29 protein-coding genes and 2 pseudogenes are annotated in these 23153 nt (G+C 63.5%); 19 read left to right on the top strand and 12 right to left on the bottom strand.

The features are described 5' to 3' along the window. Positions 1–122: 122 nt before the first annotated feature. Genes JSQ98_RS14965 through JSQ98_RS03000 form a run of 5 tightly spaced genes read right to left on the bottom strand, consistent with a single transcriptional unit; the run spans position 123 to position 5673 of the window. On the bottom strand, positions 123–1106 hold the full coding sequence (locus JSQ98_RS14965; protein WP_211648318.1) for an ABC transporter permease: 984 nt from the start codon (positions 1104–1106) through the stop codon (positions 123–125). Further along, complete coding sequence (locus tag JSQ98_RS03015) at positions 1103–2053, bottom strand: ABC transporter permease (protein ID WP_211648316.1); 951 nt, start codon at positions 2051–2053, stop codon at positions 1103–1105. Before JSQ98_RS03015 ends, JSQ98_RS14965 begins: the two co-directional genes overlap by 4 nt. Positions 2054–2061: 8 nt before the next feature. Next, positions 2062–3768: a CocE/NonD family hydrolase gene (locus tag JSQ98_RS03010; protein WP_211648315.1), complete on the bottom strand. Its 1707-nt coding sequence runs from the start codon at positions 3766–3768 to the stop codon at positions 2062–2064. Continuing rightward, a complete protein-coding gene (locus tag JSQ98_RS03005; protein ID WP_211648314.1) occupies positions 3765–5093 on the bottom strand; it encodes an LLM class flavin-dependent oxidoreductase in 1329 nt (442 codons plus the stop codon). The genes JSQ98_RS03010 and JSQ98_RS03005 overlap by 4 nt, the downstream gene beginning before the upstream one ends. Positions 5094–5133: 40 nt before the next feature. Continuing rightward, on the bottom strand, positions 5134–5673 hold the full coding sequence (locus JSQ98_RS03000; protein WP_211648313.1) for a nuclear transport factor 2 family protein: 540 nt from the start codon (positions 5671–5673) through the stop codon (positions 5134–5136). Between the two features lie 260 nt (positions 5674–5933). Here JSQ98_RS03000 and JSQ98_RS02995 point away from each other — a divergent pair, with 260 nt between their 5' ends. The 3 genes and pseudogenes from JSQ98_RS02995 (at position 5934) to JSQ98_RS14955 (ending at position 7694) form a co-directional block, all read left to right on the top strand. Continuing rightward, entirely contained in the window at positions 5934–6500 is a 567-nt protein-coding gene (locus JSQ98_RS02995) for a MarR family winged helix-turn-helix transcriptional regulator (RefSeq protein ID WP_211648312.1), read from the top strand. Positions 6501–6533: 33 nt separating this feature from the next. Further along, positions 6534–6974 (top strand): annotated as a pseudogene (locus tag JSQ98_RS14960) (flavin reductase family protein); the annotation flags it as partial. A 204-nt stretch (positions 6975–7178) separates the two neighbouring features. Beyond that, a complete protein-coding gene (locus JSQ98_RS14955) occupies positions 7179–7694 on the top strand; it encodes an FCD domain-containing protein (RefSeq protein ID WP_346728808.1) in 516 nt (171 codons plus the stop codon). 313 nt (positions 7695–8007) lie between these two features. On the opposite strand, the gene JSQ98_RS02985 is transcribed toward JSQ98_RS14955, so the two are convergent. Next, positions 8008–8412 carry a hypothetical protein gene (locus tag JSQ98_RS02985; RefSeq protein ID WP_211648310.1) on the bottom strand — a complete coding sequence of 135 codons (405 nt, stop codon included), beginning with the start codon at positions 8410–8412 and terminating at the stop codon, positions 8008–8010. A 166-nt stretch (positions 8413–8578) separates the two neighbouring features. On the opposite strand from JSQ98_RS02985, the gene JSQ98_RS02980 reads away from it, so the two are divergent. The 4 genes from JSQ98_RS02980 (at position 8579) to JSQ98_RS02965 (ending at position 11968) form a co-directional block, all read left to right on the top strand. Beyond that, on the top strand, positions 8579–8851 hold the full coding sequence (locus tag JSQ98_RS02980) for a hypothetical protein (protein WP_211648309.1): 273 nt from the start codon (positions 8579–8581) through the stop codon (positions 8849–8851). Positions 8852–8869: 18 nt separating this feature from the next. Next, the gene (locus tag JSQ98_RS02975) at positions 8870–9052 is read left to right on the top strand and encodes a hypothetical protein (protein ID WP_211648307.1); all 183 of its coding nucleotides are present in this window, start codon (positions 8870–8872) and stop codon (positions 9050–9052) included. A 395-nt stretch (positions 9053–9447) separates the two neighbouring features. After that, positions 9448–9624, top strand: a complete 177-nt coding sequence (locus JSQ98_RS02970) for a hypothetical protein (protein WP_211648305.1) — start codon at positions 9448–9450, stop codon at positions 9622–9624. A gap of 664 nt (positions 9625–10288) precedes the next feature. Continuing rightward, on the top strand, positions 10289–11968 hold the full coding sequence (locus tag JSQ98_RS02965; RefSeq protein ID WP_211648303.1) for an ABC-F family ATP-binding cassette domain-containing protein: 1680 nt from the start codon (positions 10289–10291) through the stop codon (positions 11966–11968). A gap of 86 nt (positions 11969–12054) precedes the next feature. Here the strand turns inward: JSQ98_RS02965 and JSQ98_RS15345 are convergent, their stop codons facing one another. After that, a complete protein-coding gene (locus JSQ98_RS15345; protein ID WP_346728807.1) occupies positions 12055–12552 on the bottom strand; it encodes a putative immunity protein in 498 nt (165 codons plus the stop codon). A 54-nt stretch (positions 12553–12606) separates the two neighbouring features. Next, positions 12607–12804, bottom strand: a complete 198-nt coding sequence (locus JSQ98_RS02960; RefSeq protein ID WP_211648302.1) for a hypothetical protein — start codon at positions 12802–12804, stop codon at positions 12607–12609. Between the two features lie 314 nt (positions 12805–13118). On the opposite strand from JSQ98_RS02960, the gene JSQ98_RS02955 reads away from it, so the two are divergent. Then, positions 13119–14135, top strand: coding sequence for an NAD(P)/FAD-dependent oxidoreductase (locus JSQ98_RS02955; RefSeq protein WP_211648301.1), 1017 nt, complete (start codon positions 13119–13121; stop codon positions 14133–14135). Between the two features lie 116 nt (positions 14136–14251). Here JSQ98_RS02955 and JSQ98_RS02950 read toward each other — a convergent pair whose 3' ends face one another. Further along, entirely contained in the window at positions 14252–14596 is a 345-nt protein-coding gene (locus JSQ98_RS02950; RefSeq protein WP_211648300.1) for a hypothetical protein, read from the bottom strand. A gap of 592 nt (positions 14597–15188) precedes the next feature. On the opposite strand from JSQ98_RS02950, the gene trxB reads away from it, so the two are divergent. From trxB to JSQ98_RS02925, 5 genes are read left to right on the top strand one after another with little or no spacing between them, the layout of a single operon-like run. Continuing rightward, entirely contained in the window at positions 15189–16163 is a 975-nt protein-coding gene (gene trxB, locus JSQ98_RS02945; RefSeq protein WP_200328978.1) for a thioredoxin-disulfide reductase, read from the top strand. Then, positions 16160–16486, top strand: coding sequence for a thioredoxin (trxA, locus tag JSQ98_RS02940; RefSeq protein ID WP_211648299.1), 327 nt, complete (start codon positions 16160–16162; stop codon positions 16484–16486). Before trxB ends, trxA begins: the two co-directional genes overlap by 4 nt. Next, positions 16483–17595, top strand: coding sequence for an ACR3 family arsenite efflux transporter (arsB, locus tag JSQ98_RS02935; protein ID WP_211648298.1), 1113 nt, complete (start codon positions 16483–16485; stop codon positions 17593–17595). Before trxA ends, arsB begins: the two co-directional genes overlap by 4 nt. Next, complete coding sequence (locus JSQ98_RS02930; RefSeq protein ID WP_211648297.1) at positions 17592–18614, top strand: metalloregulator ArsR/SmtB family transcription factor; 1023 nt, start codon at positions 17592–17594, stop codon at positions 18612–18614. Before arsB ends, JSQ98_RS02930 begins: the two co-directional genes overlap by 4 nt. Positions 18615–18616: 2 nt before the next feature. Then, positions 18617–19021 (top strand): arsenate reductase ArsC, encoded by a 405-nt coding sequence (locus tag JSQ98_RS02925; protein ID WP_211648296.1) that lies wholly within the window; start codon positions 18617–18619, stop codon positions 19019–19021. A gap of 62 nt (positions 19022–19083) precedes the next feature. Here JSQ98_RS02925 and JSQ98_RS02920 read toward each other — a convergent pair whose 3' ends face one another. Together JSQ98_RS02920 and nrdH are read right to left on the bottom strand one after the other, a co-directional pair. Further along, the gene (locus tag JSQ98_RS02920; RefSeq protein WP_200328989.1) at positions 19084–19299 is read right to left on the bottom strand and encodes a hypothetical protein; all 216 of its coding nucleotides are present in this window, start codon (positions 19297–19299) and stop codon (positions 19084–19086) included. A 60-nt stretch (positions 19300–19359) separates the two neighbouring features. Then, complete coding sequence (gene nrdH / locus JSQ98_RS02915) at positions 19360–19587, bottom strand: glutaredoxin-like protein NrdH (protein WP_200328991.1); 228 nt, start codon at positions 19585–19587, stop codon at positions 19360–19362. Positions 19588–19915: 328 nt separating this feature from the next. On the opposite strand from nrdH, the gene JSQ98_RS02910 reads away from it, so the two are divergent. After that, positions 19916–20059 carry a hypothetical protein gene (locus JSQ98_RS02910; RefSeq protein WP_200328994.1) on the top strand — a complete coding sequence of 48 codons (144 nt, stop codon included), beginning with the start codon at positions 19916–19918 and terminating at the stop codon, positions 20057–20059. Here the strand turns inward: JSQ98_RS02910 and JSQ98_RS15340 are convergent. Then, positions 20056–20166, bottom strand: a pseudogene (locus JSQ98_RS15340) (hypothetical protein); the annotation flags it as partial. The gene JSQ98_RS02910 and the pseudogene JSQ98_RS15340 sit on opposite strands and share 4 nt — an antisense overlap. Before the next feature lie 118 nt (positions 20167–20284). On the opposite strand from JSQ98_RS15340, the gene JSQ98_RS02905 reads away from it, so the two are divergent. The 5 genes from JSQ98_RS02905 (at position 20285) to JSQ98_RS02885 (ending at position 22968) form a co-directional block, all read left to right on the top strand. Then, entirely contained in the window at positions 20285–20482 is a 198-nt protein-coding gene (locus JSQ98_RS02905) for a hypothetical protein (protein WP_200328996.1), read from the top strand. After that, positions 20482–21000: a TetR/AcrR family transcriptional regulator gene (locus tag JSQ98_RS02900; protein ID WP_211648295.1), complete on the top strand. Its 519-nt coding sequence runs from the start codon at positions 20482–20484 to the stop codon at positions 20998–21000. Before JSQ98_RS02905 ends, JSQ98_RS02900 begins: the two co-directional genes overlap by 1 nt. Positions 21001–21659: 659 nt before the next feature. Continuing rightward, a complete protein-coding gene (locus JSQ98_RS02895; RefSeq protein ID WP_211648293.1) occupies positions 21660–22085 on the top strand; it encodes a hypothetical protein in 426 nt (141 codons plus the stop codon). After that, positions 22082–22417, top strand: coding sequence for a transcriptional regulator (locus JSQ98_RS02890; protein WP_211650386.1), 336 nt, complete (start codon positions 22082–22084; stop codon positions 22415–22417). The genes JSQ98_RS02895 and JSQ98_RS02890 overlap by 4 nt, the downstream gene beginning before the upstream one ends. Then, on the top strand, positions 22414–22968 hold the full coding sequence (locus tag JSQ98_RS02885) for a GNAT family N-acetyltransferase (RefSeq protein WP_211648291.1): 555 nt from the start codon (positions 22414–22416) through the stop codon (positions 22966–22968). The genes JSQ98_RS02890 and JSQ98_RS02885 overlap by 4 nt, the downstream gene beginning before the upstream one ends. The last annotated feature ends 185 nt before the right edge of the window (positions 22969–23153 follow it).

Raw genomic sequence — 23153 nt, 5'->3', positions numbered from 1 at the left:
CCGCTGGCGGGACTCTCCTGGGATGCGGCATCAGGGTTCCCGCTACAGGCAGTGAGTGTGAGCATCGCAGCGAGCGCGGCGCCGATGCCGGCTCGAAGTAGCATGCGTTTCTTCATGGGAGATTACTCCATTTCTTGGGTACGGATGGTGCGAGTCGTGGGGCGCTGCGGAGGCGATTCGTCCTCGGATTTCCGCGGGCGTGCCGCCCGCCCGGGTCGCGACCCTGCGAGCAGCGCGATCATTGCCATGAGGACGTTGCGTCGGCGCGTGGTCCCACTGCCAATCGACTTTTGCAGCCCGTCGGCGAGCAAATTCCAGGCGACCACTTGCAGGAGAATGAGTAGCGAAGGCAGCACGATCAGGTAGGGGTACGTAAGCATGTACTTCTGGAACTCGTTGACCATGCGGCCTGCCGAGGGGTTCGGTGGCTGCACACCCTGTCCGAGGTAGCTCAGGGTTGCCTCGACGAGCACGGTTTGGCCGGCTACCCCGGCCATTGTCACCAGCAGCGGGGTGGCCACGTTCGGCAGGATATGGCTGACGGCGATGCTCCAACGCGACCGGCCTGCAATCTCAGCCGCCGTGATGAAGCCTCGCTCCTTGATCGCAAGTATTGGACCGCGCATGATTCGAGTCAGCACGGGCGCGAAGAGAACCGTCATCGTGAGAAGCAGGGTGACGGTGCCGGGTCCGAGAATCGCTTTGATAACCAGGGCCATCAGCAGACCGGGGATCGAGAGCACCAGATCTGTGGCGCGCATAATGAGACTGTCCCAGATACCACCGAAGTAGCCGGCGATCAGCGCGAGGCCGATTCCGACTACCGCTGCGAGCAGCGTCGCGACGACCGCGAGTTGCAGCCCACCGAGCGCGGCCGTTGACAGGCGCGCAGTCATCTCCCGGCCGAGGTTGTCGGTTCCCAGCAAGTGCTGCGCAGACGGAGCAGAGAGTGCGTCGGGCCCGTAGCTTTCCGCGTCGACACCAGGCAGAAGACTCGAGAGAGCGAAGAGCACGAGGCCAACGAAGAGCCCCAATCCAATCCGAAGTTCCCAGTTCCCCTCGCGCCGGCTTGCGCGACGACTCGGTCGCAGTGCTGTGATGTTCACTTTTTCACCAGCCTTACTCTCGGATCGATCATTGGATAACTGAGGTCGACCAGCAGGTTGATCAGGACGTAGAACGCCCCGAGAATCACGACGTAACTCTGAATCGCGGGGTAGTCGCTGGTGTTCATGGCGGCAATCAGTGCGGTTCCCATACCGGGCAGCGTGAACACGTTTTCGACGACGATGGTGCCACCGATGAGCAGCGCCATTGTCGTTCCGACGACGGTGACGACCGGGATGAGGCTATTGCGCAGGGCGTGCCCGAACACGAGTCTTAGTTGCGATGCTCCCTTGGCTCTCGCCGTCCGGATGTAATCCTGATCAAGCGCGTCGAGGAGTGAATTGCGCACGTAGCGTGTCAGCACGGCGCCGCTGCCGAGTCCCAGCAGCATCCCCGGCACCAGCAGCGATGCGAGGTGGCCGGTTGCACTCTGCTCCCAGCTCTGGTAACCGAGAAGCGGAAGTCGCAGGGTGAACGAGTTTACGACCACCACGAACGTCGCCGCGATGAATTCAGGGAGGGAGATCAGTAAGAACGCGAGGGCACGAATGGAGACATCGGGAACGCGGCCTCGCCAGAATGCCGCCGCGGTGCCGAACGTTAGTCCAAAGAGCACGGCGATGACCGTCGCGATCAATGCGAGTTCGATCGTTACCGGTAGACGGCTCGCGACCTGCTCCTGCAGGAGTACGGGCATGGTGAGCGAGCGGCCGAGGTTTCCGGTGAGCAGGCCCCCGAGCCAAGTGAGGTACTGCTCGGGCCACGGTCGGTTGAGGCCCAACTGCTCGCGGATCGCGGCGATCTGCTCGGGCGTGGCCGAGTCGGTATCGACGATGTTCGCGACTGGATCGCCGGGAATCAGTCGCACGATCAAGAAGCAAAGGATCGAGAGAGCGAAGAGCACTCCGATTGATGCGGCAAGCCTTCCCGCGATATAACGCAACACGGCGATCCTCACCCTTCTTTGCCGGCGCCTGCCGGAACATCGATCGGGATCCGCAGGCGACTGTCGAATTCGGGGCCCGCGAGCAGCGTCCATCGTCCCCGTGTGCGCAACTCTTCGTGCAGGATCTGCAGCGGTGGCCTTCCAGCGGCGGGTGGCCGCACGAGGAAATCACGCCCCTGGACCGACAGCACCAGCGTCTCACCCGCCGCGAAGCGCGTCGCCTGCGCCCAGATCTCAACCTCAAGGCAAACGGGCCGACCTGGTTCGAGCGGCTGTTCGCCGGTGTGAGGATGCCAGGGCACGAGCGCGGTCGAGCGCACGGCATCGATTGCGCGGTGGCTTGCCCGCAACCACCCCAGCGCTACAGGACCATCGTCGAAGAGGGCATTCACTGGGAAGGTCACTTCGTCACCCGCGCGGTTGAGCTTACCCACTGCAACGAAAACGTCGGCGTCGAGTATGTCGAGGGTGGGGTTCGCTGGGGCCTCATTCGCATCATCGACCCGCAGCCAGAGGCGAAGCGACATCGGTCCGATCAACTCCGTATCACGCTCAAAGACGTAGCTGAATTGCGCCGTTTCCGCGCGCGGATCGAATTGCACTTCACTTTCCGGTGCAGGCGACTCGACCAGCCGGGCGTTACCCGCGTGAAGGAAGAGCGACCGGTGATGCTCTGACGGTGGCCATGCGGGCGCGGTCCGCCACGTCGAGCGTTGCTCACGCGGATCATCGCGCACTTCGAGGTGCACGCGCGGCCAATCGCGTATCCCGCGATCCTCCCCCTTCAGGAATGTGTCAAAGAACGCGAGCTGTCGCGCGCGACTCTCGGGGGCGTAAAAGTGACGCCACTTCTTCTGCCCGTGCACCTCAAGCCACTTCTGCGCGGAACCCATGGCTGAGAACGCATTCAACGTCCCGCGCGTGTGCAGCCCGTGGTCACTCCACGACGCCACCACGTAGGCGGGCACCGCGATCTCGTGCAGCGGGCCGTACTTTTCGGCGTAGTACGGATCGTCGAGTGGCCGGGCGATAATGTTGGCCTGAGGATCTTCCGTGGCGGTGAGTGAATACGACACGTTCTGGGCCACGCGGGGCCGGAATCCGGTCTCGGGGATCCCGCCATGTGTCGCGAACTCTCGGTACCAGTCCGAGAAGCACTCCCAGGGGCTGATGGCTTTGAGACTGGGCGGGCCTGCGACAGCAGCTTGGTACTGGCTCCCGGCGAGATAGGAGACGCCGAGCATTCCGACCGACCCGGTGCACCACTCGCGCGCGCCGATCCACTCGATGGTGTCGTACAGATCGTCCCTCTCCTGCGGTCCGTTGTGCGGAAAGACGCCCTCTGAATGCCAGAGCCCTCGAGGGTCGGCGAGCAACACACCGTAGCCGTTCGCACACCAGAACACCGGGTCAGGTGCTTCGAAGCCGGTGAGTGGTGAGATCCATTCGGGATCGACGTCGGCTCCGGGGAAGGTTCGATCCGTGATCCAGTGCTTGCCATACGGCCCCCAAGCGAGCAGCACGGGGACCGGGTCGCCACCTTCCGGCAGAAAGGCGTCCACATAGATCGTCACACCATCGCGAAGAACGACGGGCAGATCCTTCTCGATTCGCAATCCGTGCCTGGAGAGGCGTTCGCGCGCGAGTGGTGGAGGAGCCGGCTTGCCGGTGACCGTGAACGGGTCAACCCCGGGCCGTGTGATGATGCCGTTCATCTGTTATCGCCGCTGGTCGAAAAGCGGACATCGGGGCGCGGCAGCTCGAGGTGCTCACGCAGGGTCTCGCCAGAGTACTCGGTGCGGAATAGCCCGCGATTTTGCAGTTCGGGAACGAGTTGCGCGCACATCCGTTCGAATCCGCCGGGGTTGTACGGTGCATTGAGGTTGAAGCCGTCGCAGGCTCCCACTTCAAACCACTGCTGCATGCGGTCGGCGACGGTTGCTGCCGTACCGACGATCCACTGGTGCCCCGTCGAACGGGCTCGATCGAGAACGAGCTCACGCAGCGTGAGTCCGCCTTCTACTGCCTTGCTGCGGAAGATGTTCTGTCGGCTGCTTAGCTGACCCGGGTCGGGGAGACGCTCCTCGGGAATGCGCTCGTCCAGATCGATGTCGCCTAGTTGGATGCCGAAATCGGCCGCGATCTGACGTCGGCCTTGGTCGTAATCCAACATCTCTCCGAGTGCGGCAGCGATCTCCTCGGCCTCAGCAAGGGTGTCACCAATCACCGGAACGATTCCGGGCAGGATCTTCACACGTTCAGGGTCGCGACCCGCGTCTGCGACGAGACCTCTCAGCTCACTTGCGAAATCGATGGCGGTCGGCAAGTGCGGTTGCGCCGTATAGATTGCGTCGGCAATCGCACTTCCCAGCGCCTTCCCCGGGCCCGATGAGCCCGCCTGCACAATCACGGGTCGCCCTTGCGGAGAGCGCGGCCCGGTCAGCGGGCCCGCGACGGAGAAGAACTCGCCGGAGAAATCGATGGGACGCACTCGCGTCGGGTCGAGCCACCGGCCTCCATCCCGGTCCACGACGACCGCGTCGTCCGACCAGCTGTCCCACAGGGCATTGACGATTTCGACATACTCACGCGCGCGCCGGTACCGTTCAACGGGGTCGGGCATCTCAGCGAGACCGAAGTTCGCGAACCCGTCGGTCGATGTCACCACATTCCAGCCCGCGCGTCCGCCCGACAGATGGTCGAGGGCCGCGAGTTGACGGGCGGCGTTATAAGGCTCGGTGAACGAAGTCGAAATCGTTCCGATCAGCCCGATCCGCGAGGTCCGTGCGGCAATCGCCGAGAGCACCGTCATCGGCTCGTAAAAGCCGTTCATCATGGTATCCCCCCGCATTGCACCGTTCGCGTGTGAGACATCACCGAAGAAGACCGCATCGAGCTTCGCTCGTTCGGCCATCTGCGCGAGCGACACCACGAAGTCGAGCCCGGGTACGTCCTCGGCGCAACTACCGGGCAAACGCCAACTGTTGCGGTGGTAGCCGAGTGGCAGGAGAAAGGTCGTCAGCGTCATCTGGCGGGTCATGGTGTGCCTTTCGAGAGCATCGTTTCGGAGCGAGCGCGGGTCAGGAAGCGAGCGGTCGGAGCGCGCCGACTACACGAGAGTCCTGCTTCGCCGCCAGCAGTTCGTCGTCCGAGTCGGGAGCGTGGACCCGGAACCAGAGTTTCGAGATCTTCCACCTCGATCCGACGCGGCGATACTCACAGCGGTATTTGCCTTCAGACCAGGGTCCCCAAACGCGAATCGTGCCGAGGGCGGTGTGGAAGTCGCTTTGTAGCCGATGCCAGATCCACTCTCCGGTAGCAGTGTCGCCGTCGACGGTGATTACCGGAGAAGAGAGGATGTACCCGTCTCGGGTGCGCACAACGTGCTCGAGGTCATCGGCGAACATCTTCCGGATCTCGGTGCGGCCTCGGTGTACGCCGTGATTGCGAATGTCGCAGTAAGCGTCATCGGTGTAGTGATCAGCGACGCGATCCCAGTCGCGGTCTGCAAGGGCTCGTACGTAGTCGTTGTGCACCTCAGCGATCTGCTGCGCTGCTTCGAGTCGCTCTACTCGGAAGAGCAACTCCGTGACCAGCGGATCGGGGGATGAGGTCGACATGGGGCTCCTTCGATGAACGCGACAGTGCGGGGACCAACCTGAGCGTGGCCGCCGTTTGGCGCCCCGCTCTCGGGCCTGACGAGACGCTATCACCGAATTCGATATTTAGTCAATCTCCAAACTACTTTCACTAGGCTTTTCGACCAATGTGGCTTGATTGCAACGATTTCCAGTGTAAAGTTAGTTCAAACATGGATGTTCTAGGATGATTTATCAGCGGGCAGCCGGTCCCGCTGCGAACTGAAAGCGAGACGCCCACCATGAGCGAAACCGATGAGACCGCAACTGAGGCGCATACGAACGATCGGTTCGGCTCGTTCCTTGAGCGTGCTCGTCACCGCGCTCGTTCCCGGTTTCCCGAGGCGAGCCTCGAGGATGCCACGGCAACCGGTCTCGTTCTTCGGCGCATCAATCGCCTCATGATGGACGATGCCGAGAACGAGGTCCTCCGCCCCGCCGGATTGTCCTGGACTGAGTTCCGCGTTTGCTTCTCGCTGTGGGTCTCAGGATCGCAGCAACCGCACGAGGTGGCCACGTCGACAGCCATGAGCCGTGCATCCGTTTCGACCACGATGAAGGGGCTCAAGAAGAAAGAGCTCGTCGCCACACGCGACTCCACCACCGACCTTCGATCCATCATGATGACGCTCACCCCCGGTGGCATCGAGCTCGTCGAACGAGCGCATGCCGAGCACCAGGCGCTAATCGAGGACTGGCTTTCCCCGCTCTCGCCCCCCGAGCGCATGATTCTGCAGGGCCTGCTTGGCAAGATCATGCTCGGGCCGCGAGCACAGCCATACGCGGATGGACACGCTGTAAACAGTTAGTCCTTGCTTTTCCCTATCCACACTCGCCCCTTCATGAAAGGCGCACTTATGACACAGCAGTCCTCTCCTCTCACCCCGGTCAACGATGTCGCGTTTCGCAGCGTCATCGGCCACTTCGCCTCGGGGGTGACGATTATCACCACCGCCGAGGGTGAGCACTTGCACGGCACTACTGTGTCGGCGTTCAGTTCACTGTCACTCGACCCACCCATGGTAATCGCGTGCCTCAACCGTTCCAGCAGCACCCACGATGCGCTGATGCGCACGGGTCGGTTCGCGGCGAGTATCCTTTCGGCGCAGCAGGGCGAGCTTGCCGTTCGCTTCGCGCGCCCACTTGAGGATCGCTTTGCCGGGGTCACCGTCGATTTCGGTGATGCGGATCTCCCGCTTCTGGAGGGCCGGCTCGCGGGGATCGAGTGTGAGATTACCGAGACGCACGTTGGCGGCACGCACACCGTGTTTTTTGGGCGAGTGCTGACCGCTTCAGTAGAGCCTGGAGAACCACTGACCTACTACCGGGGACAATTCGGCGAGTTCGCGGGTGCTCGCGAGCGATCCGCTCTCGCCTCGGCGCGACGCTGGATCCTGCAGCGCGCCGTACCAATTGGCGGCGAGATTGATGTAGAACTCATGGCTTCAGACCTCGGAATCAGCACGACTGCGGTCTTCAATACGCTCGTGAGCTTGAGTACCGCCGGTCTCGTGGCAAGAGATGAGGAAGACGGCACATTCCGCGTTGCCCCATTGACCGCTGAGTCGGTCGACGAGCTCTATCGAACGCGGTTCGCAATTGAGATCGGCGTCGTCGAGGAGTACCTTCGTAACGCCGACTCCACCGACGTCGATCGGCTCGTGGAGCGTTCCCGCGAGCTCGCGGCACTCCCCCTCGACACCGCCGACGAGCTCGAGTCGTTCCTCGAGAGCAATCTCGATTTTCATGCCGCGGTCGTCGCTCTTTCAGGCTCCCGAGAGCTCGGTGAGCGGTTTCGGCAGTGCAGTGTCGCAGCCGCCTGGCTCCCCACCCTGAATGATCGGCTCTGGCAGCAGCAACTCGGCCATGAGTTGCTCACCGGCTACGCAGAAGCACTCGGCGCACGCGATGTCGCGGCAGCGCGCGCAGTGCTGCAACGACAGCGAGATTTCGTGCGCAACGCGGCCCGATCGGCGATATCAGTGCGCGGTGGCCTGATGTGAAAAGTGAATGCCAGATACCTGGACAGTCCTTTGCTGAACGGACCTGCCCAGTTGACCGGCTAGCGTTTCCTGGTGCCGAATCACGAGATCTCTTTTAGCTTCCAGACGTTCGACGCTCCGGGCATGTATTGGTTGCCCGCGGCGTTGCGTGGACTGCTAGGTTTCGGCTGCCACACGGGCGTTTGCCCACGGGACAGCTACTCGCAGTCAATGGCAGGCGTCTAGGAGCTAATTCGGGGCCCCGTGCTTGACGTATCTGAGCACGGGGCACCGTCATACCGGTGTGACTTTCAAGGACCATCTCAGGCACTGATTAGAGCATCAGTTGACGCTTCTGGAGCTTTTCAGCTTCAGGCGTGGAAGCCCATATTTGAGATTCTCTTTGCGTAGCCGAAACTGCTACTCCTGGGACTCCCCAGTTGACGATCATGAAGGTTCGTTCAGCGCTCGTGTCTGAGGACGAGAACGACAACTCGGTCACGTCGCCTACGGAACCGATCTCAAGCACCAGACCATCGGGCGCAATCACCTCAGAGCCCTCAAGGTCGCAACCTGGCGCTCCGCGAGTGGCAAGATCCTCGATCTTGATCTTCACCAACGAGCAGCCGGGAAGGTCTTCAAATCCTTCGGGGACATCAACACCTTTCGGTGCACACCCAAAGAGCGATGCACTGAAGAGCAGAAGGACACCTGCTTTCAAAGCCCGCGAAAGAGTCATATCAATGACCGTAACGGAACCGACTCGCAGGGACATCTCCTCCAATAGGAAGTCCGATGGAGGACCGCAACGGGGAATCAAAGGGCGAGCCCGCACGATCCGCGGTACCCGCAGATAGGCGCCCACGAAGCGATACTCCCTGACCTGCAATCGCTACCGATGCAACTTGACGGTCACGTTCCCGATTGCGTGCATGGGCGTGTTCGCGACCGAGCCGATCGTCGGTGTCGACGCCGTACAAGTCACGAAAGCTGGCGACAGTGACGGCGCGCCAGCACCATTCTGTTTCGGCGCCGGGGAGCTGCACACCGAGCGCTTCGAGCCACGGTTCGTTGTCTGCGATCGCGCGGTCGACGACGGGCTCAGCCCGGAACTGAATCGCGAGCTCACGATCTTTCAGGGCCTGACCGAAATCGGGATCTCCGAAGTTGGGGGCTAGTTCGATGAGGCCGGAAATATGGTGCACCGTGTCGGCACTGCGGAGATGATCTGGGGCGTCGAGCGTGTCAGGGTCGATGCGGTACTCCGTGCGCAGCAGGTGAGCGAGCCGTGCGGTGATATCTCGAGTACTCCCCCGGTCTATGCGCTCGAGCGCCCCGCGCACCGCGTCTTCAAGGGTGGAGTCGGCGGCGCCCTCTAACGCGGTGAGCATCCGTCCGAGATGGAGGCTCGAACGGGTCTCGTCCGAACCGATGCCGAAGGGGGCCAGTCCCGCGCGCCCTACTCCTTCGGCTCCCATTGCGTGTGCGGTGGGAGCCTTTACTTGAAGTGGTCGAGACATCTCGGTCCGCTGTTTGCCGATCAGGTCGTAGATCCTCACGTCAAACGCGCTTCCGAGATCACGTCTGCGCCCTCCAAGCCCCGGGGTTTTGTTGCTGAGAGCGGAGGGATGCACTCCGGCGCGGAATACTGGCTCCTTTTGCAGGCCACGCAACGCCACCCTCCACCGCTCGGCAACGGGCAAAGCCCGTCTCCGCGGAAGTTCAGGCCTCCCGCGCGGCTCGTCTGCGAACCGCCCTCGATGATGCGCAGCGAATGAACATGCCACTGCTGCAGGGCTCTGAGAAGCAGATCCCTTATGGCACCTCACTGCGCTACGACGCACTGCGGCTCTTGCACGAAGAGCTCGTGCAGTCGGAACGGATGGCTGAGGACGAGTACGACGAGAAGGTCACGACGCTCGCGCGCAGGATCAATCGGGCAAAGTTCTGAATCGAGCACAAGGAAACGTCCGTCGACGATTTCCTCCTGGATCTTGCAGACCCAGGTGATCAGAACATCGACACGGAGAACCCGTTCTAGACGGAACTAGGCCCCGCTAGCAGCTGACAGAGCGCCCTGTCACGGTAATAACCGAGGCAGGGCGCTCTGGTGTCTGGCAGGGTCGCTTCGACGATGCGCCTCTTCACCACGAAGTGCGAGGAGCGACCGCGATGCCAGCTTGTCAATTGGTCACACTCCGCCGCGAGGGATCACTCGGCGGCTGCAGCTGGAAGCGACCCGACCGTCGTTCCCAAAGTGGACACGGCGCCTCGCGATCGAACCGACGTTCGCGATATGGTCGTTCTGTGTACCGCCTGTCGTTTGGTTAACGGGCCTGCGTCTCATCCGCGCAGGGTTCTCCCCGGAGGGTGTCTTCTCTGACCCTTCCTGACCCCGTCAGACCACCTCCGACCGCTCGCATCGCTCGGAACTCGCCGTACAGGAGGCCTCGTGGCCACCCTCTTCTTGCCGCATGCTCGGCGATCCCGGACGATTCGGGATCAGCCCGCCGCACGCGCACGCGACCCAACGAGCGGAACGGTGCCTTCTGCACGCACGTCATTCCCACCGGACCCCTCGTCCCCACCATTCCGGGGAAGAAAGCAGTACCCATATGTCCCACCTCGAACTCACCGGCATCAGCTATACGCTGCCCGATGGCCGGCCACTCCTGAGCGACGTCGGATTCCGTGTTGGCAACGGCGCGAAAGTCGGCCTGATCGGCGCGAACGGCGCCGGGAAATCCACGCTCCTCCGCATCATCGTCGGCGATGTGACCCCCGACGAGGGCGTCGTCTCCCGCGGCGGCACCGTCGGCGTGATGCGGCAGTTCTTCGCGTCGGGCACTGTGCATGAGCTCCTGCTCTCGTTCGCGCCCGCAATCGTTCGGGCGGCGGCGAAGCAGGTGCAGCGTGCAGAAGACGCGCTGCTCGAGAACACCGATCCACTTCGTGAGGAGGCCATCCAGATGAGCTACGCCCGCGTGCTCTCCGAATGGGGCGACGCGGGCGGCTACGAGATGGAGGTGCTGTGGGACATCTGCACGATCGCAGCGCTCGGCATCCCCTTCGATCGGTGCCGTGATCGAGCGCTGACCTCACTGTCGGGAGGCGAGCAGAAACGGCTCGCTCTCGAGGCGCTGCTGCGCGGCGGCGATGACGTGCTCATCCTCGACGAACCGGACAACTATCTCGACGTGCCCGGAAAGCGCTGGTTGGAGGACCGCCTCCGCGCCTCAGACAAGAGCGTGCTGTTCATCAGCCACGACCGCGAGTTGCTCGCGCGCAGCGCTACCGGCATCGTCACGCTGGAGCTGGGCGCCGCAGGCAATACGGCGTGGACACATCCCGGCTCGTTTGCGAGCTACCACACGGCTCGGGACACCCGCTTTGCCCGACTCGAAGAGCTTCGGAAGCGCTGGGACGAGGAACACCAGAAGCTCAAGACCCTCGTGCAGATGTACAAGGACAAGGCTGCCTACAACGCCGATATGGCGAGCCGGTACCGGGCCGCACAAACACGTCTCGCCTTTGAAGCGGCAGGGCCGCCAGAGGAGCAACCCCGTGAACAGGATCTCGTGATGCGACTCACGGGCGGGCGCACGGGCAAGAAAGCCATCGTGTGCCGCGAGCTCGAGCTGACGGGGCTGATGCTCCCGTTCGATCTCGGGGTCTGGTACGGCGACCGGGTCGCCGTCCTGGGTTCCAACGGGTCTGGCAAGTCCCACCTCCTTCGACTGCTCGCCGCGGGCGGCAGCGACCCCGAAACGGAGCATCTGCCCGGAAACGATGTGGTGATCGAACCGGTGCTCCACGAGGGCACCGCGAAACTCGGGGCCCGTGTGCGCCCTGGCTGGTTCGCGCAGACCCAAGGACGGCCGGACCTAGCCGGACGCACGCTCCTCGACATCCTCCACCGCGGCGATGATCACCGACAGGGGCTCCCCCGCGAGCAGGCGGCGCGGGCGCTCGCCCGCTACGAGCTCGCCGAGGCCTCGGAGCAGACGTTCGAAGCGCTATCCGGCGGGCAGCAAGCGCGGCTCCAGATCCTGCTCCTTGAGCTGAGCGGGGCCACCCTCCTGCTCTTGGACGAGCCGACCGACAACCTCGATCTCGTTTCGGCGGAGGCTCTTCAGCGCGCACTCCGCGCGTTCGACGGCACCGTGCTCGCCGTGACCCACGACCGCTGGTTCGCCCGCGACTTTGACCGTTTCCTCATCTTCGGGCAGGACGGCGAAGTCACCGAGTCCGACGTCCCCGTGTGGGACGAAGGGCGCGTACGGAGGGGACGGTAGGAGGATCCCCCACGCAAACCAGAGCACCCGGCACGGTGCCAATCGTGCCGGGGTGCTCTGGCGTGTGGGCGAAACGATTTCGGTCCCTAGTTCCGGTTCCGTATCGCTGAGTCGAGTGCGCTCATAAGCTGTGATACTCGGGAGCCACCAGGCGACACTGCCGGATATCGACGAAGTATCTCGGGCAATGGTGGAGCCGCCCGATCGACCAGAATGCGAACGGTGTCACCGTCCGTAGTTCCTGTTCTCAGCTCGGCCACCCGCGCGGCGCAGGCGGCGGCGCGGAGTATGTGGCCGACCTGCGATGCTTTCGCGATTGGATGCAGGTAGGCAGCCGCTGCCGCGTCGCCGCAAGCGAGTGCCGCAAGCCGGGCGGTTTCCTCGGAGACTCCTTTGGCTGCGCGGTGCGACGCGAATGCGGCCGTCCGTTGCAGATTCGAGCGTGGAGCGCCGTCGGCAAACATGAGCGCCGCGTCGATCGCCTCGCGGGGCCGTGTGTCGGCAGGGGCGACGGCTTCGAAGTCAGGAAGTAGCTCCCGAGCGCAGTCGGAGGCGAACCGAACGACCGCTCGTAGCTCGTCCATCGTCAGATCAAAGTCTCCGGCTCCCATGTCCCCATTGTCTCGCGTACCTGCGACTTACTCGCCGTTGGGCCAGCTACCTACGAGCACATTCATCGTGTAGGCCGTATAGTTCACCTCCGTACCCTGGCACGTGCTCGTGTAGAGGTCTGCAGCCGCGTCCGCCGCCTTCCTACTATCGAACACTCCGATGACGGGGTCTCCGTCGAGCGTCAGTATCCATACTTCGTTCTCGGACGACTGGGTCGAGGTCATCGTTCTACCGTTCAGCGTCAGTTGCTGCGTAGTCAGGCCGGAAACAACACACACTCCACACCAGGCGGGAGGCTTTCGCGACATACTAATTGGGTGCGCCGGAACCCTTGATGAGCTCTCTCACAAAGACACGGCAGTCACAACCGATCAACGCACCACCGCTTCGTTTCTACTCTAGAGGGCGCCAAAGCTAAGGCGATCCTGCGTTGGATCTTCCGGCAGACGGTGGTGCGGGAGCTCCTGATCGGGCCGGTGAGTCGTAGGTCAGCGCACCGACCGGCTCTGCGAGTAGCGTCACAACTATGATGAAATGCATGTCGACGCATCCGGTGATCGTGATTGGCGCTGGAATTATGGGCGCATCGATCACCTATCACCTTGCCGCTCGTGGCGCGGATGTCACACTCGTCGATGCCGGCCTGCCCGGCTCCGGTGCCACGAGGCATTCCTTCGGCTGGATAGGTCGTATGCCTGGTGATTTCAGCCCTGCAGGTGACTTGCGCGCGCTCGGCCGCCATCATTGGGAACGCCTCGCACGAGAAGTTCCTGGACTCGAAGTCCATTGGTCGGGTGCCCTCGTCTGGGGTGAGCATTTCTCTAGCGTCGGAACCGGCGATGGTCAGGCGGCCGTTCGCGAACCCAACTTGACGTCAGCGCCGGCTCGCTCGGAGTTTCGTCCGGACGACGGGTGGCTGAACCCCGTCCGCGCCACCGAGAAGCTGATCAGTGCCGCGCAAGAAAATGGTGCATCCGTGAGGTTTGGTACGCCCGTCACGCGATTGGTCAGTTCCCGTGGTGACACCGTCGACGGTGTCGAGCTTGGCTCGGAAACGCTGGATGCCTCCACGGTGGTCGTGGCCGCCGGCATCGGGTCGACAGCCCTCTGCGCGACAGCTGGCCGAAGCCTGCCGATGATCTCGAGCCCCGCCATTATGGTGCGTCTCGGTGCTTCCCCAGGCCTCGTCCGGGGAATTGTCGCGAACGATATGTTCGAAGCGCGCCAGGATGTCGATGGCACTGTGCTCATCCCACTCGACTACAACACCGAGTCTTCGATGGAAGACCTGATGCAGGTTGGCATGGACGCGCGCCGTCTGTTCGTGAAGTCATTCAAAGGCGCGCAGGAAGCAGCCGTGCTGAGCGCGGAGATCGGGTGGCGGCCAATGGCAGCAGACGGCGAGCCAAAAGTCGGCTATTCCGAGACACCTGGCTTGTACATCGCGGTAGCGCATCCCGGTATCACGCTCGCCTCCGTCATCGGAGATGCCGCAGCCGAGGAGATCTTGACGCAGGCAACGAGAGACGAGTTGGCAATCTACCGACTTAACTAAATCCCACTACGGTCGGCCGTACTCCGCCGTTCTTGGCGAGGTACGCACGCACGGTTGCGGCGGTGGTCCGCAAGGTACTCGCGATCAACCGACTCCCCCGCGGTGTTCTCGATTACCTAGCGGCCGGCGCCGAATGTCTCGGGATCATCTTCGTACATTGAGACGACTTTCTCGTGCCGCGCGGTGATGACCTGAAGCTCTTGAGTGAGCAGCAACATCACGGCCTCGCGCGTTTGCCGTTGGTTGCTGGTTTCCACGGCGAGTTCGACGTCCTGGTGCTCGTCGACGCGGAGGATGTTGCCGGCCTCGGTTTTCTGCATCCATCCGGTGAAGACTCTCTCACCGGATCCGTTGGTGAAATCGACTTTGCCGAAGTCATCCGCTTTGACGCCGGCACCGGTCGACCAGGGCTTGCGTTCGAGCCGGTAACCGGAGTCATAGGCGTTCACGTTTTCGGGCATCTGCGTCTCCTTCCTGGTGGTACTGCCCCGGTGATGATCCGCTGCATGGGATCTCGGGGCTCACCACCGAGACGCAGGACTCAGCGCACTTCCCCATCACGATCCGCCTCGAGCTATTCAGCACAGTTCGCACCGTTCACATGCCAGTCGAGCCGCCGCTCTGCCTGCTTAGTTCGTGGGGTGCAGCGCGCGGTCGACAACCGGACCAGGCGATGGCCAGAAACGAAGTACGCCTACCCCTCGTCACCATCCAGATCGCGCCCAGGCTCTCACCACCCGGCCCGGACTTTCCCCCGGAAGAAAGCCGGAGTGACCGCGCAGGCGCCGAGCACCGACCGGATTCTCTACGAAGTCGAACAGGCCCGTGGCGACGTCAGGCATTTGCGCCCTCTTCGGCATCGACCATTGAGACCATGCTGCGCTACTCGGCCACGACCCTCGAATCACCCCGTCCGGTCGAACCGCCGATCGCGGCGAGTCGCCTCCAACCGCGCACCCCGAGCGCACACCGCGATTGAACAGCGGATGAACACTCGCTCCGACACCTGCTCCGGCCTTGCGCGCCTGTTTCGATGGATGTCAATATAGAGACATGTCGATGCAAGTGCTGGAGTTGGTGATCGTCGGGTCTGGCCCTGCGGGGTACACGGCGGCGATCTACGCGGCGCGGGCGGGGCTGGCCCCGGTCGTGGTGGCGGGGTCGGTGACCGCCGGTGGAGCGTTGATGACGACGACGGAGGTGGAGAACTTCCCCGGCTTCATCGATGGTGTGCAGGGGCCGGAGTTGATGGCGTCGATGCGGGCACAGGCAGAGCGGTTCGGCGCGCGCATCCTGATGGATGACGCGACCGGTCTGGACCTGACCGGCCCGGTGAAGACGATCACGACCGGCAGCGGTGATACCTACCGGGCGGAAGCGGTGGTCTTGACGATGGGGTCCGCGTACCGCAAGCTCGGCCTTCCCGAGGAGGAGCGCTTGTCGGGGCACGGGGTCTCGTGGTGCGCGACGTGTGACGGGTTCTTCTTCCGCGACCAGGAGATCGCTGTGGTCGGCGGTGGGGATTCCGCGATGGAGGAGGCCCTGTTCCTGACGCGGTTCGCGTCGAAGGTCACGCTCGTGCACCGTCGCGATGTGTTCCGGGCGTCGAAGATCATGGCCGAGCGGGTTCTGGCCGATCCGAAGATCGAGATCGCCTGGAACAGCGAGGTCGCCCAGATACTCGGTGACGACCGGGTGGCCGGGCTGCGGCTACGCGATACGGTCACCGGTGCCGAACGGGTGCTGGAGGCGGCCGGGGTGTTCGTCGCGATCGGGCATGACCCGCGCTCCGAGCTCATCACCGGGCAGGTCGACACCGATCCGGACGGGTATGTGCGGGTCGCGCATCCGTCGACGGCGACGAACCTGCCGGGCGTGTTCGCGGCCGGTGATCTGGTCGATCACACGTACCGGCAGGCGATCACGGCCGCGGGCACCGGATGTGCAGCCGCGCAGGACGCCCAGCACTATCTCTCCCATCTCGCCCCCGCCGCTCAGCCGGCGCCCGTTCTGGAGGTCTCCGCATGAACACTGTCACCCCTGTCGCCGACGCGACGTTCCAGAGCGAGGTGATCGAGTCCGAGCTGCCGGTCGTGGTGGATATCTGGGCGGCGTGGTGCGGGCCGTGCAAGGCGATCGCCCCGATCCTCGACCAACTCGCCGAGGAGTACGCGGGCCGGGTGAAGATCGTGAAGATCGACGCCGACCAGAACCCGGAGGCCGTGACCGCGGCCGGGGTCACCTCGATCCCGACGCTCGGGTTCTACCGGGCCGGGGAACGGGTGGACGTGCTCATCGGCGCGCACCCGAAGCCCGTTTACGCTGCGAAGATCGAGGAGCTGCTCGCATGACCCAGACGCACACTGCCCCCGTCACGGCGGCCCCGAGGCGGCTGTCCACGCTGGACAAGTGGCTGCCGGCGTGGATCGGGCTCGCGATGGTCGCGGGCCTGCTGCTGGGCCGTTTCGTTCCCGCGCTCTCCGACGCACTGTCCGCGATGGAGGTCGGCGGGATCTCCGTGCCGATCGGACTGGGCCTGTTGGTGATGATGTACCCAGTGCTCGCGAAGGTCCGCTACGACAAGGTCGCGGCCGTCACCGGAGACAAGCGCCTGCTCGTCTCCTCGTTGCTGCTGAACTGGGTCGCGGGCCCCGCGGTCATGTTCGCCCTCGCCTGGATCTTCCTGCCCGACCTCCCCGAGTACCGCACCGGCCTGATCATCGTCGGCTTGGCCCGGTGCATCGCGATGGTCGTGATCTGGAACGACCTCGCCTGCGGCGACCGCGAAGCGACCGCGGTGCTCGTCGCGGTCAACTCCGTGTTCCAGGTCGTGATGTTCTCCGTGCTGGGCTGGTTCTACCTCACGGTCCTGCCCGGCTGGCTGGGCCTCGACACCCAGGGGCTGGAGATCTCGGTGTGGCAGATCGCGCTCAACGTGCTCGTGTTCCTCGGCGTCCCGCTCATCGCCGGGTTCGCGTCCCGCTGGATCGGTGAGAAGCGCCGAGGTCGGGAATGGTACGAGGAGACATTCCTTCCAAGGGTTGGGCCGTGGGCGCTATACGGGCTGCTGTTCACGATCGTGCTGCTGTTCGCCCTCCAGGGCGACGCGATCGCGTCGAATCCGCTTGATGTGGCCCGGATCGCGCTGCCCCTGCTCATCTACTTTGGCTTGATGTGGTTCGCCGGCCTCCTGCTCGGTAGGGCCCTGGGCCTGGGCTACGCGCGGTCGACGACGCTGGCGTTCACGGCGGCGGGCAACAACTTCGAGCTCGCTATCGCGGTCGCGATCGGCACCTTCGGCGCCGCGAGCGGGCAGGCCCTCGCAGGTGTCGTCGGCCCACTAATCGAGGTGCCCGTGCTCGCCGGTCTCGTCTACGTCTCCCTCTGGGCCGCGCGCGCCTGGTTCCACACCGACCCCTACACGTCGACCGCTGTGCCGACTGGATCGAGGACCTCATGACCGACACCCTGCTGCTGAATGAGACGGAGGCGTGCGCGCCGTCGGTGACGCACGCGATCGGGACCGAAGCAGCCGCCGCAGTGGCTGGCGCGTTGAAGGCGCTGGCCGATCCGCTGCGGCTGCGGATGCTCTCCGCGATCGCGTCCGACCCGCGCGGCGAGTCGTGCGTGTGCGACCTCGCCGAACTCGCCGACGTGTCCCAGCCCACCGTCTCCCACCATCTCAAAGTCCTCAAAGACACCGGGCTGCTCACCGCCGACAGGCGCGGCACCTGGGTCTGGTACCGCATCGTCCCCACCCGCCGTGCCGCCGTCACCGCGCTGCTCGACGCCTTCGCCCCAGCCACCGTCCTCGGCACCCCCGATCACGAGGACGCCGGGCGTGCAGAGGCGCTGCGCGATATGGACCCTCGCGTCACCCGCCTCGCCGAGGAACTCGCGGACGAGCTCACCGGTCTGAACCGGGACCTAGTGGTCGCGATCGTCCGCGAGTCCTACGCCGGCCTCGTCCGCTCCGCGAAAGTGACCCGGCACATGATCCCGCTCACCGAGCGGTTCGCGAGACAGCGGCTGGCCGATCTCACCCGGGACCGCGCGGCGGGAACACCGCAGGTGTTGTTCGTATGCGTTCAGAACGCCGGCCGCTCCCAGCTCGCCGCCGCCCTGGTCAACCAGTTCGCTGCCGGCACCGTGATCGCACGCTCCGCCGGGTCGTCCCCCGCGGCCGACGTGCACCCGCATGTGCGGTCTCTGCTGACCGAGATCGAGGGCGAGCCGGAGGCTGGGGCGGCGTTCCCGAAGCCGCTCACCGACGACGCTGTGCGTGCCGCCGATGTGGTGATCACGATGGGGTGCGGGGACGTGTGCCCGATCATCCCGGGCGTCCGCTACGAGGACTGGGCCGTGGGCGACCCTGCCCTTGCCTCCCCGGAGGGGGTCGCGGCGATCCGCGACGACATCGAAGCCCGCGTCCGCGCACTACTCACGACCCTCACCATCGGAACGAAAGAAGCGAACTGAACATGCCTGATCAGAAGCCCTCCGTGCTATTCGTCTGCGTGCACAACGCTGGCCGTTCCCAGATCGCCGCGGGCTACCTCCGCCATCTCGCAGGAGGTCGGGTCGAGGTGCGCTCGGCCGGGTCCATGCCCGCAGAGCAGATCAACCCGGTTGCCGTCGAAGCCATGGCAGAGGAGGGCATTGATATCACCGCCGAGCAGCCCAAGATCCTCACCACGGAGGCCGTGCAGGACTCCGATGTGGTGATCACGATGGGCTGTGGCGACGCCTGCCCATTCTTCCCCGGCAAGCGGTACGAGGACTGGAAGCTCGACGACCCCGCCGGGCAGGGTTTGGACGCCGTGCGCCCGATCCGCAACGACATCAAGCACCGCATTGAGACGCTGCTCGCTGAACTCCTCGACTGAACGGGGTGCCGAACAATTGAGGGCAGGAACCAGTCGGGTCCTGCCCTCGTGCTACCTACTGCTCAGCGAACTTGAGGGGGCCGCACCGAACTGGATGAGCTGCGGTATCCCGCGCGATATCCAATCGGGACGAACGCCATCCCAGTATCTGGGAAGAGGTCGAGGTCGCCGAGCTCGTACCCTTCCTCATCTGTGGCGAAAACTCCCAAAATGCGGCCCTCGAATTCGTCGCTCGCTTGCGCGATCCACACGCCTGGCTTGTCTGTCTGACGTTTCATATCGCTGTCCTTTGCTCTTCAGGTGAGCTACCCGCTGCGGGGGCACATGTCATGATTCAATCAGCCGACAAGTCCGGCGATTTTGTCGGGTCGAAACCCACTCCAGTTGTCGTCGTCGGTAACCACGACTGGGGCTTGCATGTATCCCATTTCCTTGACGGTCTGGAGTGCGGCTTCGTCGGCCGAGAGATCCACGACGTCGTAGACGATCCCTTTGCTGTCGAGAGCGCGATAGGTCGCGGTGCACTGCACGCAGCTGGGCTTCGTGTACACAGTGATGGTGTTCATGGTGTGCCTCCTGTGACCGAGACGCGGCACCCCGCGCTGTTCGTGATTTCCTCCCTCACGTTTTTTTGCCGTGAAGGCACGTATGTGCCTGCGGAGGCGCGCAGCGTGCAGCCTGACCGGAGGGGCAACCCTGCGTGGCGCAGACACGCGAGGGTGTACCGTCAAGCAACGCCGCGAAGCGGGGGTGCGGCCGGTTGGGTGGAACGCGAAGTGGCCGTATGCTGCCGAAGGCTTCACTGCAAAAAAACGGGCGTAGCCCGAGAAGAAAAGAGCCGGCCTCTGTGCCGGCTCCTCAAGGCGCACGATGTGCGCTCCGATCAATGAATAGGTGAACGTGAAGAGGTTGTTCAGCGTGCTGATCGCGATCGGCATGGTCGTGGCGGCCGCCTACGTTGCTCTCGTGATTCACGCGGATACGACGTGCCATCTCCCTGAGAAGTTCTGCGTCGAGGAAGTTGCCTGGCTCGATTAGCTCAGCGGTTTCGTACCGTCTTTTCTGCTCGGTTCTGCCCCGAGGTGACGGTAGATCGTTGCGCGGCTGACGCCGAAGGTGTCGGCGACTTCTCGGACGGTGCGATCGCCGGCGTCCTACACCGCACGCGTGGGTTACTCCGAGTGTCCGTTGGCCCTGCCTTGACAGGGCATCAGGCCGGCCTATACGGTCGTATTGTACATTCGTATTGAGATGAGGGAAGTTATGAGCAAGCACACGTGGGCATTCGTTGTCGGTGTAGTCATGATCGTCGGGGGGCTGGTGATGTTCTTCGCTTTTCTTGACGTCGAAACCCCTGTCATCGGCTTGCGACAAGTCGGCCTGGTACTCGCAGTGCTCGGCTTGATCGAGATCGTGGCGACCACGTGGTCGATGGTCGGGTCGCGACGAACACGAGACTGATGACAGTCCCCCACTTACTCGACGGCGTGCTGACTGTGCTCGCCGAGCAAGGCGTCGGAGCCCTCAGCGTCCGTACGGTTGCCGCGGCGGCGGGTGTATCCCCAGCACAAGTGCAGTATTACTACCGAACGAAAAGCGAATTGGTGCGGGCCGGTTTCGATTACGCGGGAGAGCAGTTTCTCGCGGACGTGGTCGCCGCGCAGCCCGTCACACTCATGGACTTCGTGCAGCAGTGGCTCCCCCTGGACGATCGACGCGAGCGCCGCGCTCGAGTCTGGCTCGCCTACGCCGCGATCTCAGCTGCCGACCCGGAGCTCGCTGCCGCCTCGGCTGAACTCGATGAAGAACTTCGGCGATGGTTCATCAGCCGTAACCTCTCAGACCATGCGGCGTCGCAGCTCTTCGCAATGATCGACGGAGTCACGGTGCAGTGCCTCATGCTGCCCCAATCAGAACGCCGGCCGCTCATTGAACGCACACTATTGCCGTTCATCTCGGGCATCGAGTCGAGCTTGTAAGGACCCCAGCGTGCCGGAGTGAGAGAGTTCGCAACACTGCACCCCTCGTCGTGACAGCGGGAAACGCTGCAGATACTCCAGATCGCGATGAGAGAGCCCCTCGGTGCTGCGGGCAATCGGAGCACCGAGGGGCTCTCTCCAATTAGAGTCGCAGGGATTCGGCGCGCTCAGTCGGCGACGGTGATCCCGAGATGCTGGGCGACCAACGTCGTGAGGTCGACTACCTGCGAGAAGGTGACGATGCTGCCGTTCATCGATTCGACACCGCTGCGGACTGATCGCGATCAGCGAGGAGGAAGCGGAGCGGTTCGCGAAGAACAACCCCAACTCGATCTAAACGGCAAAACAGGCCGCCCCTCCCGAAGTTCTGAGAGGGGCGGCTTCGTCGCCCCCAGGCTTATGTATGGGGTACACGGTAGACCGGGACGACACCAGAATTCTGGAACATTCGATGCAGTGCATGAAGGAGATTGACCTCCCGCGGGACCACGTGTTATTTCGCTCAAACGTGAGCAGAGAAGCCACTCCCCACCAGGGGACCGCCTTGCATCCAGCACTCAGCTCGCGCGAAGCGCCCTCGTTAAATGCAATCTGGACCGCCGACGCGGGAGCAATACCGGAGGGACAGAACTTAACTTTACGTATGATAAAGTGCTTTCATGTCCACGAATCACATCTCTATAGACGACGCACGCACGATGGTGATCGCCAGCGAGAAGGCCGCACGAGATGCACGGCGAGCAACGCACTGGTTCCGAGTTTTCGTTTCCCTTCAGGCCGCATACGCGCTGGCTTTCACGCTGTCGATCGATATCGCTGGAGTACCCTACTGGCAAGCGTTCGCCCCCCTCACCGTGGCGACCATCTCGATATGGATGATCGCGTTCCGCTACCGCCAGTCAGTGCCCCGCAATGGGCTGCGCAATATGGGGATCGCGTTGGCCACCTGGTTCGCGCTGTACACCTTGATGCTCGACCCGGCGCTGCAACTCTTCGGATTGTCTTCACCGTGGTGGTGGGTAGCAGCCGGCATGATTGCAATCACCCCAATGCTCGCGTGCCTACTCCCGAGCTCACGACGATGAGCCACCCACGAAAAGACATCGACGCACTCATCCACTCCCCCGTAAGGTTCTCGTTGCTCGCAGCACTGGCAAAGCTGGAAGACGCGGACTTTCGGTATCTCGCGGACCTTCTCGAGGTGAGCGATTCCACACTCTCCCAGACCCTCACCACACTTGAAGCAGCGCACCTCGTGACGGTGCGCAAAGAACCATCCGGCAGGCGCACGAAAACATGGGCTGCCATCACAGACGCTGGACGAGCAGCATTCGCCCAACACTTAGCCACCCTGCAAGCCATCATCGAGGCCGGCGGTCCGCAACACGACGGTGAACCACCAAGGAGTAACCCATGACAATTCCGATCATGCACGCGGACACGGGGGACCTTGAGGCCGCGTCAGAAACCCTCGCTGCCGCATTCGAGAACTACGCCTGGACGAGACACGTGATCCCAACCACCGGCTACGCTGCGCGTTTGCTCGCGCTCCAACGGTTGTACCTCGACTACGCCCATCAGCACGGCGTAGTTGGAATGACCGCTACTGCTGACGGGGTCATCGCGCTCATCCCACCATCGGCGCCAGCACCCGAAGAGCACACAGTTGAGCAGGTCATAGCTTTGCACGGTGACCGCCTCGACCGACTCATTCAGTCGGAGCCCCCTGCGGGCGCGTGGCGACTCGAAACACTGGGCGTGAGGCCAGAGCAGCAAGGACAGGGACGAGCATCAGCGCTACTCGCGTTCGGCTTAGACGCGGTCCGAGCCCGTGGCGGATCCATCATCGCGCTCGAAACATCAGACCGGCGAAACGTGCGCCTCTACGAACGGCACGGCTTCAGGATCACCGATAGCACGGAAAGTGCAGATCGTCCGCCCGTCTGGAAAATGACCGCCTCGGTGTAACACACGCACCAACGCCAAGCTCCGGACATTCGCAGCGAGCAGATCTGCGCAATAGCGTGCTGGGGTCACTCGAAGACCCGCGCACCCCACGCACACCATGAGCGGCAGGCTGTCCGCCCTATTTCAGGAGGGACAGCCTGCCGCATTCAGCAGTCTCCATCATTCATGGCACCTCACCGAAAGGG

It is taken from the genome of Leucobacter manosquensis (assembly GCF_018304845.1).
GTDB lineage: Bacteria > Actinomycetota > Actinomycetes > Actinomycetales > Microbacteriaceae > Leucobacter > Leucobacter alluvii.
Note: the sequence above shows the minus strand (reverse complement) of the source record. Positions and strands in the feature narration are given on the sequence as shown.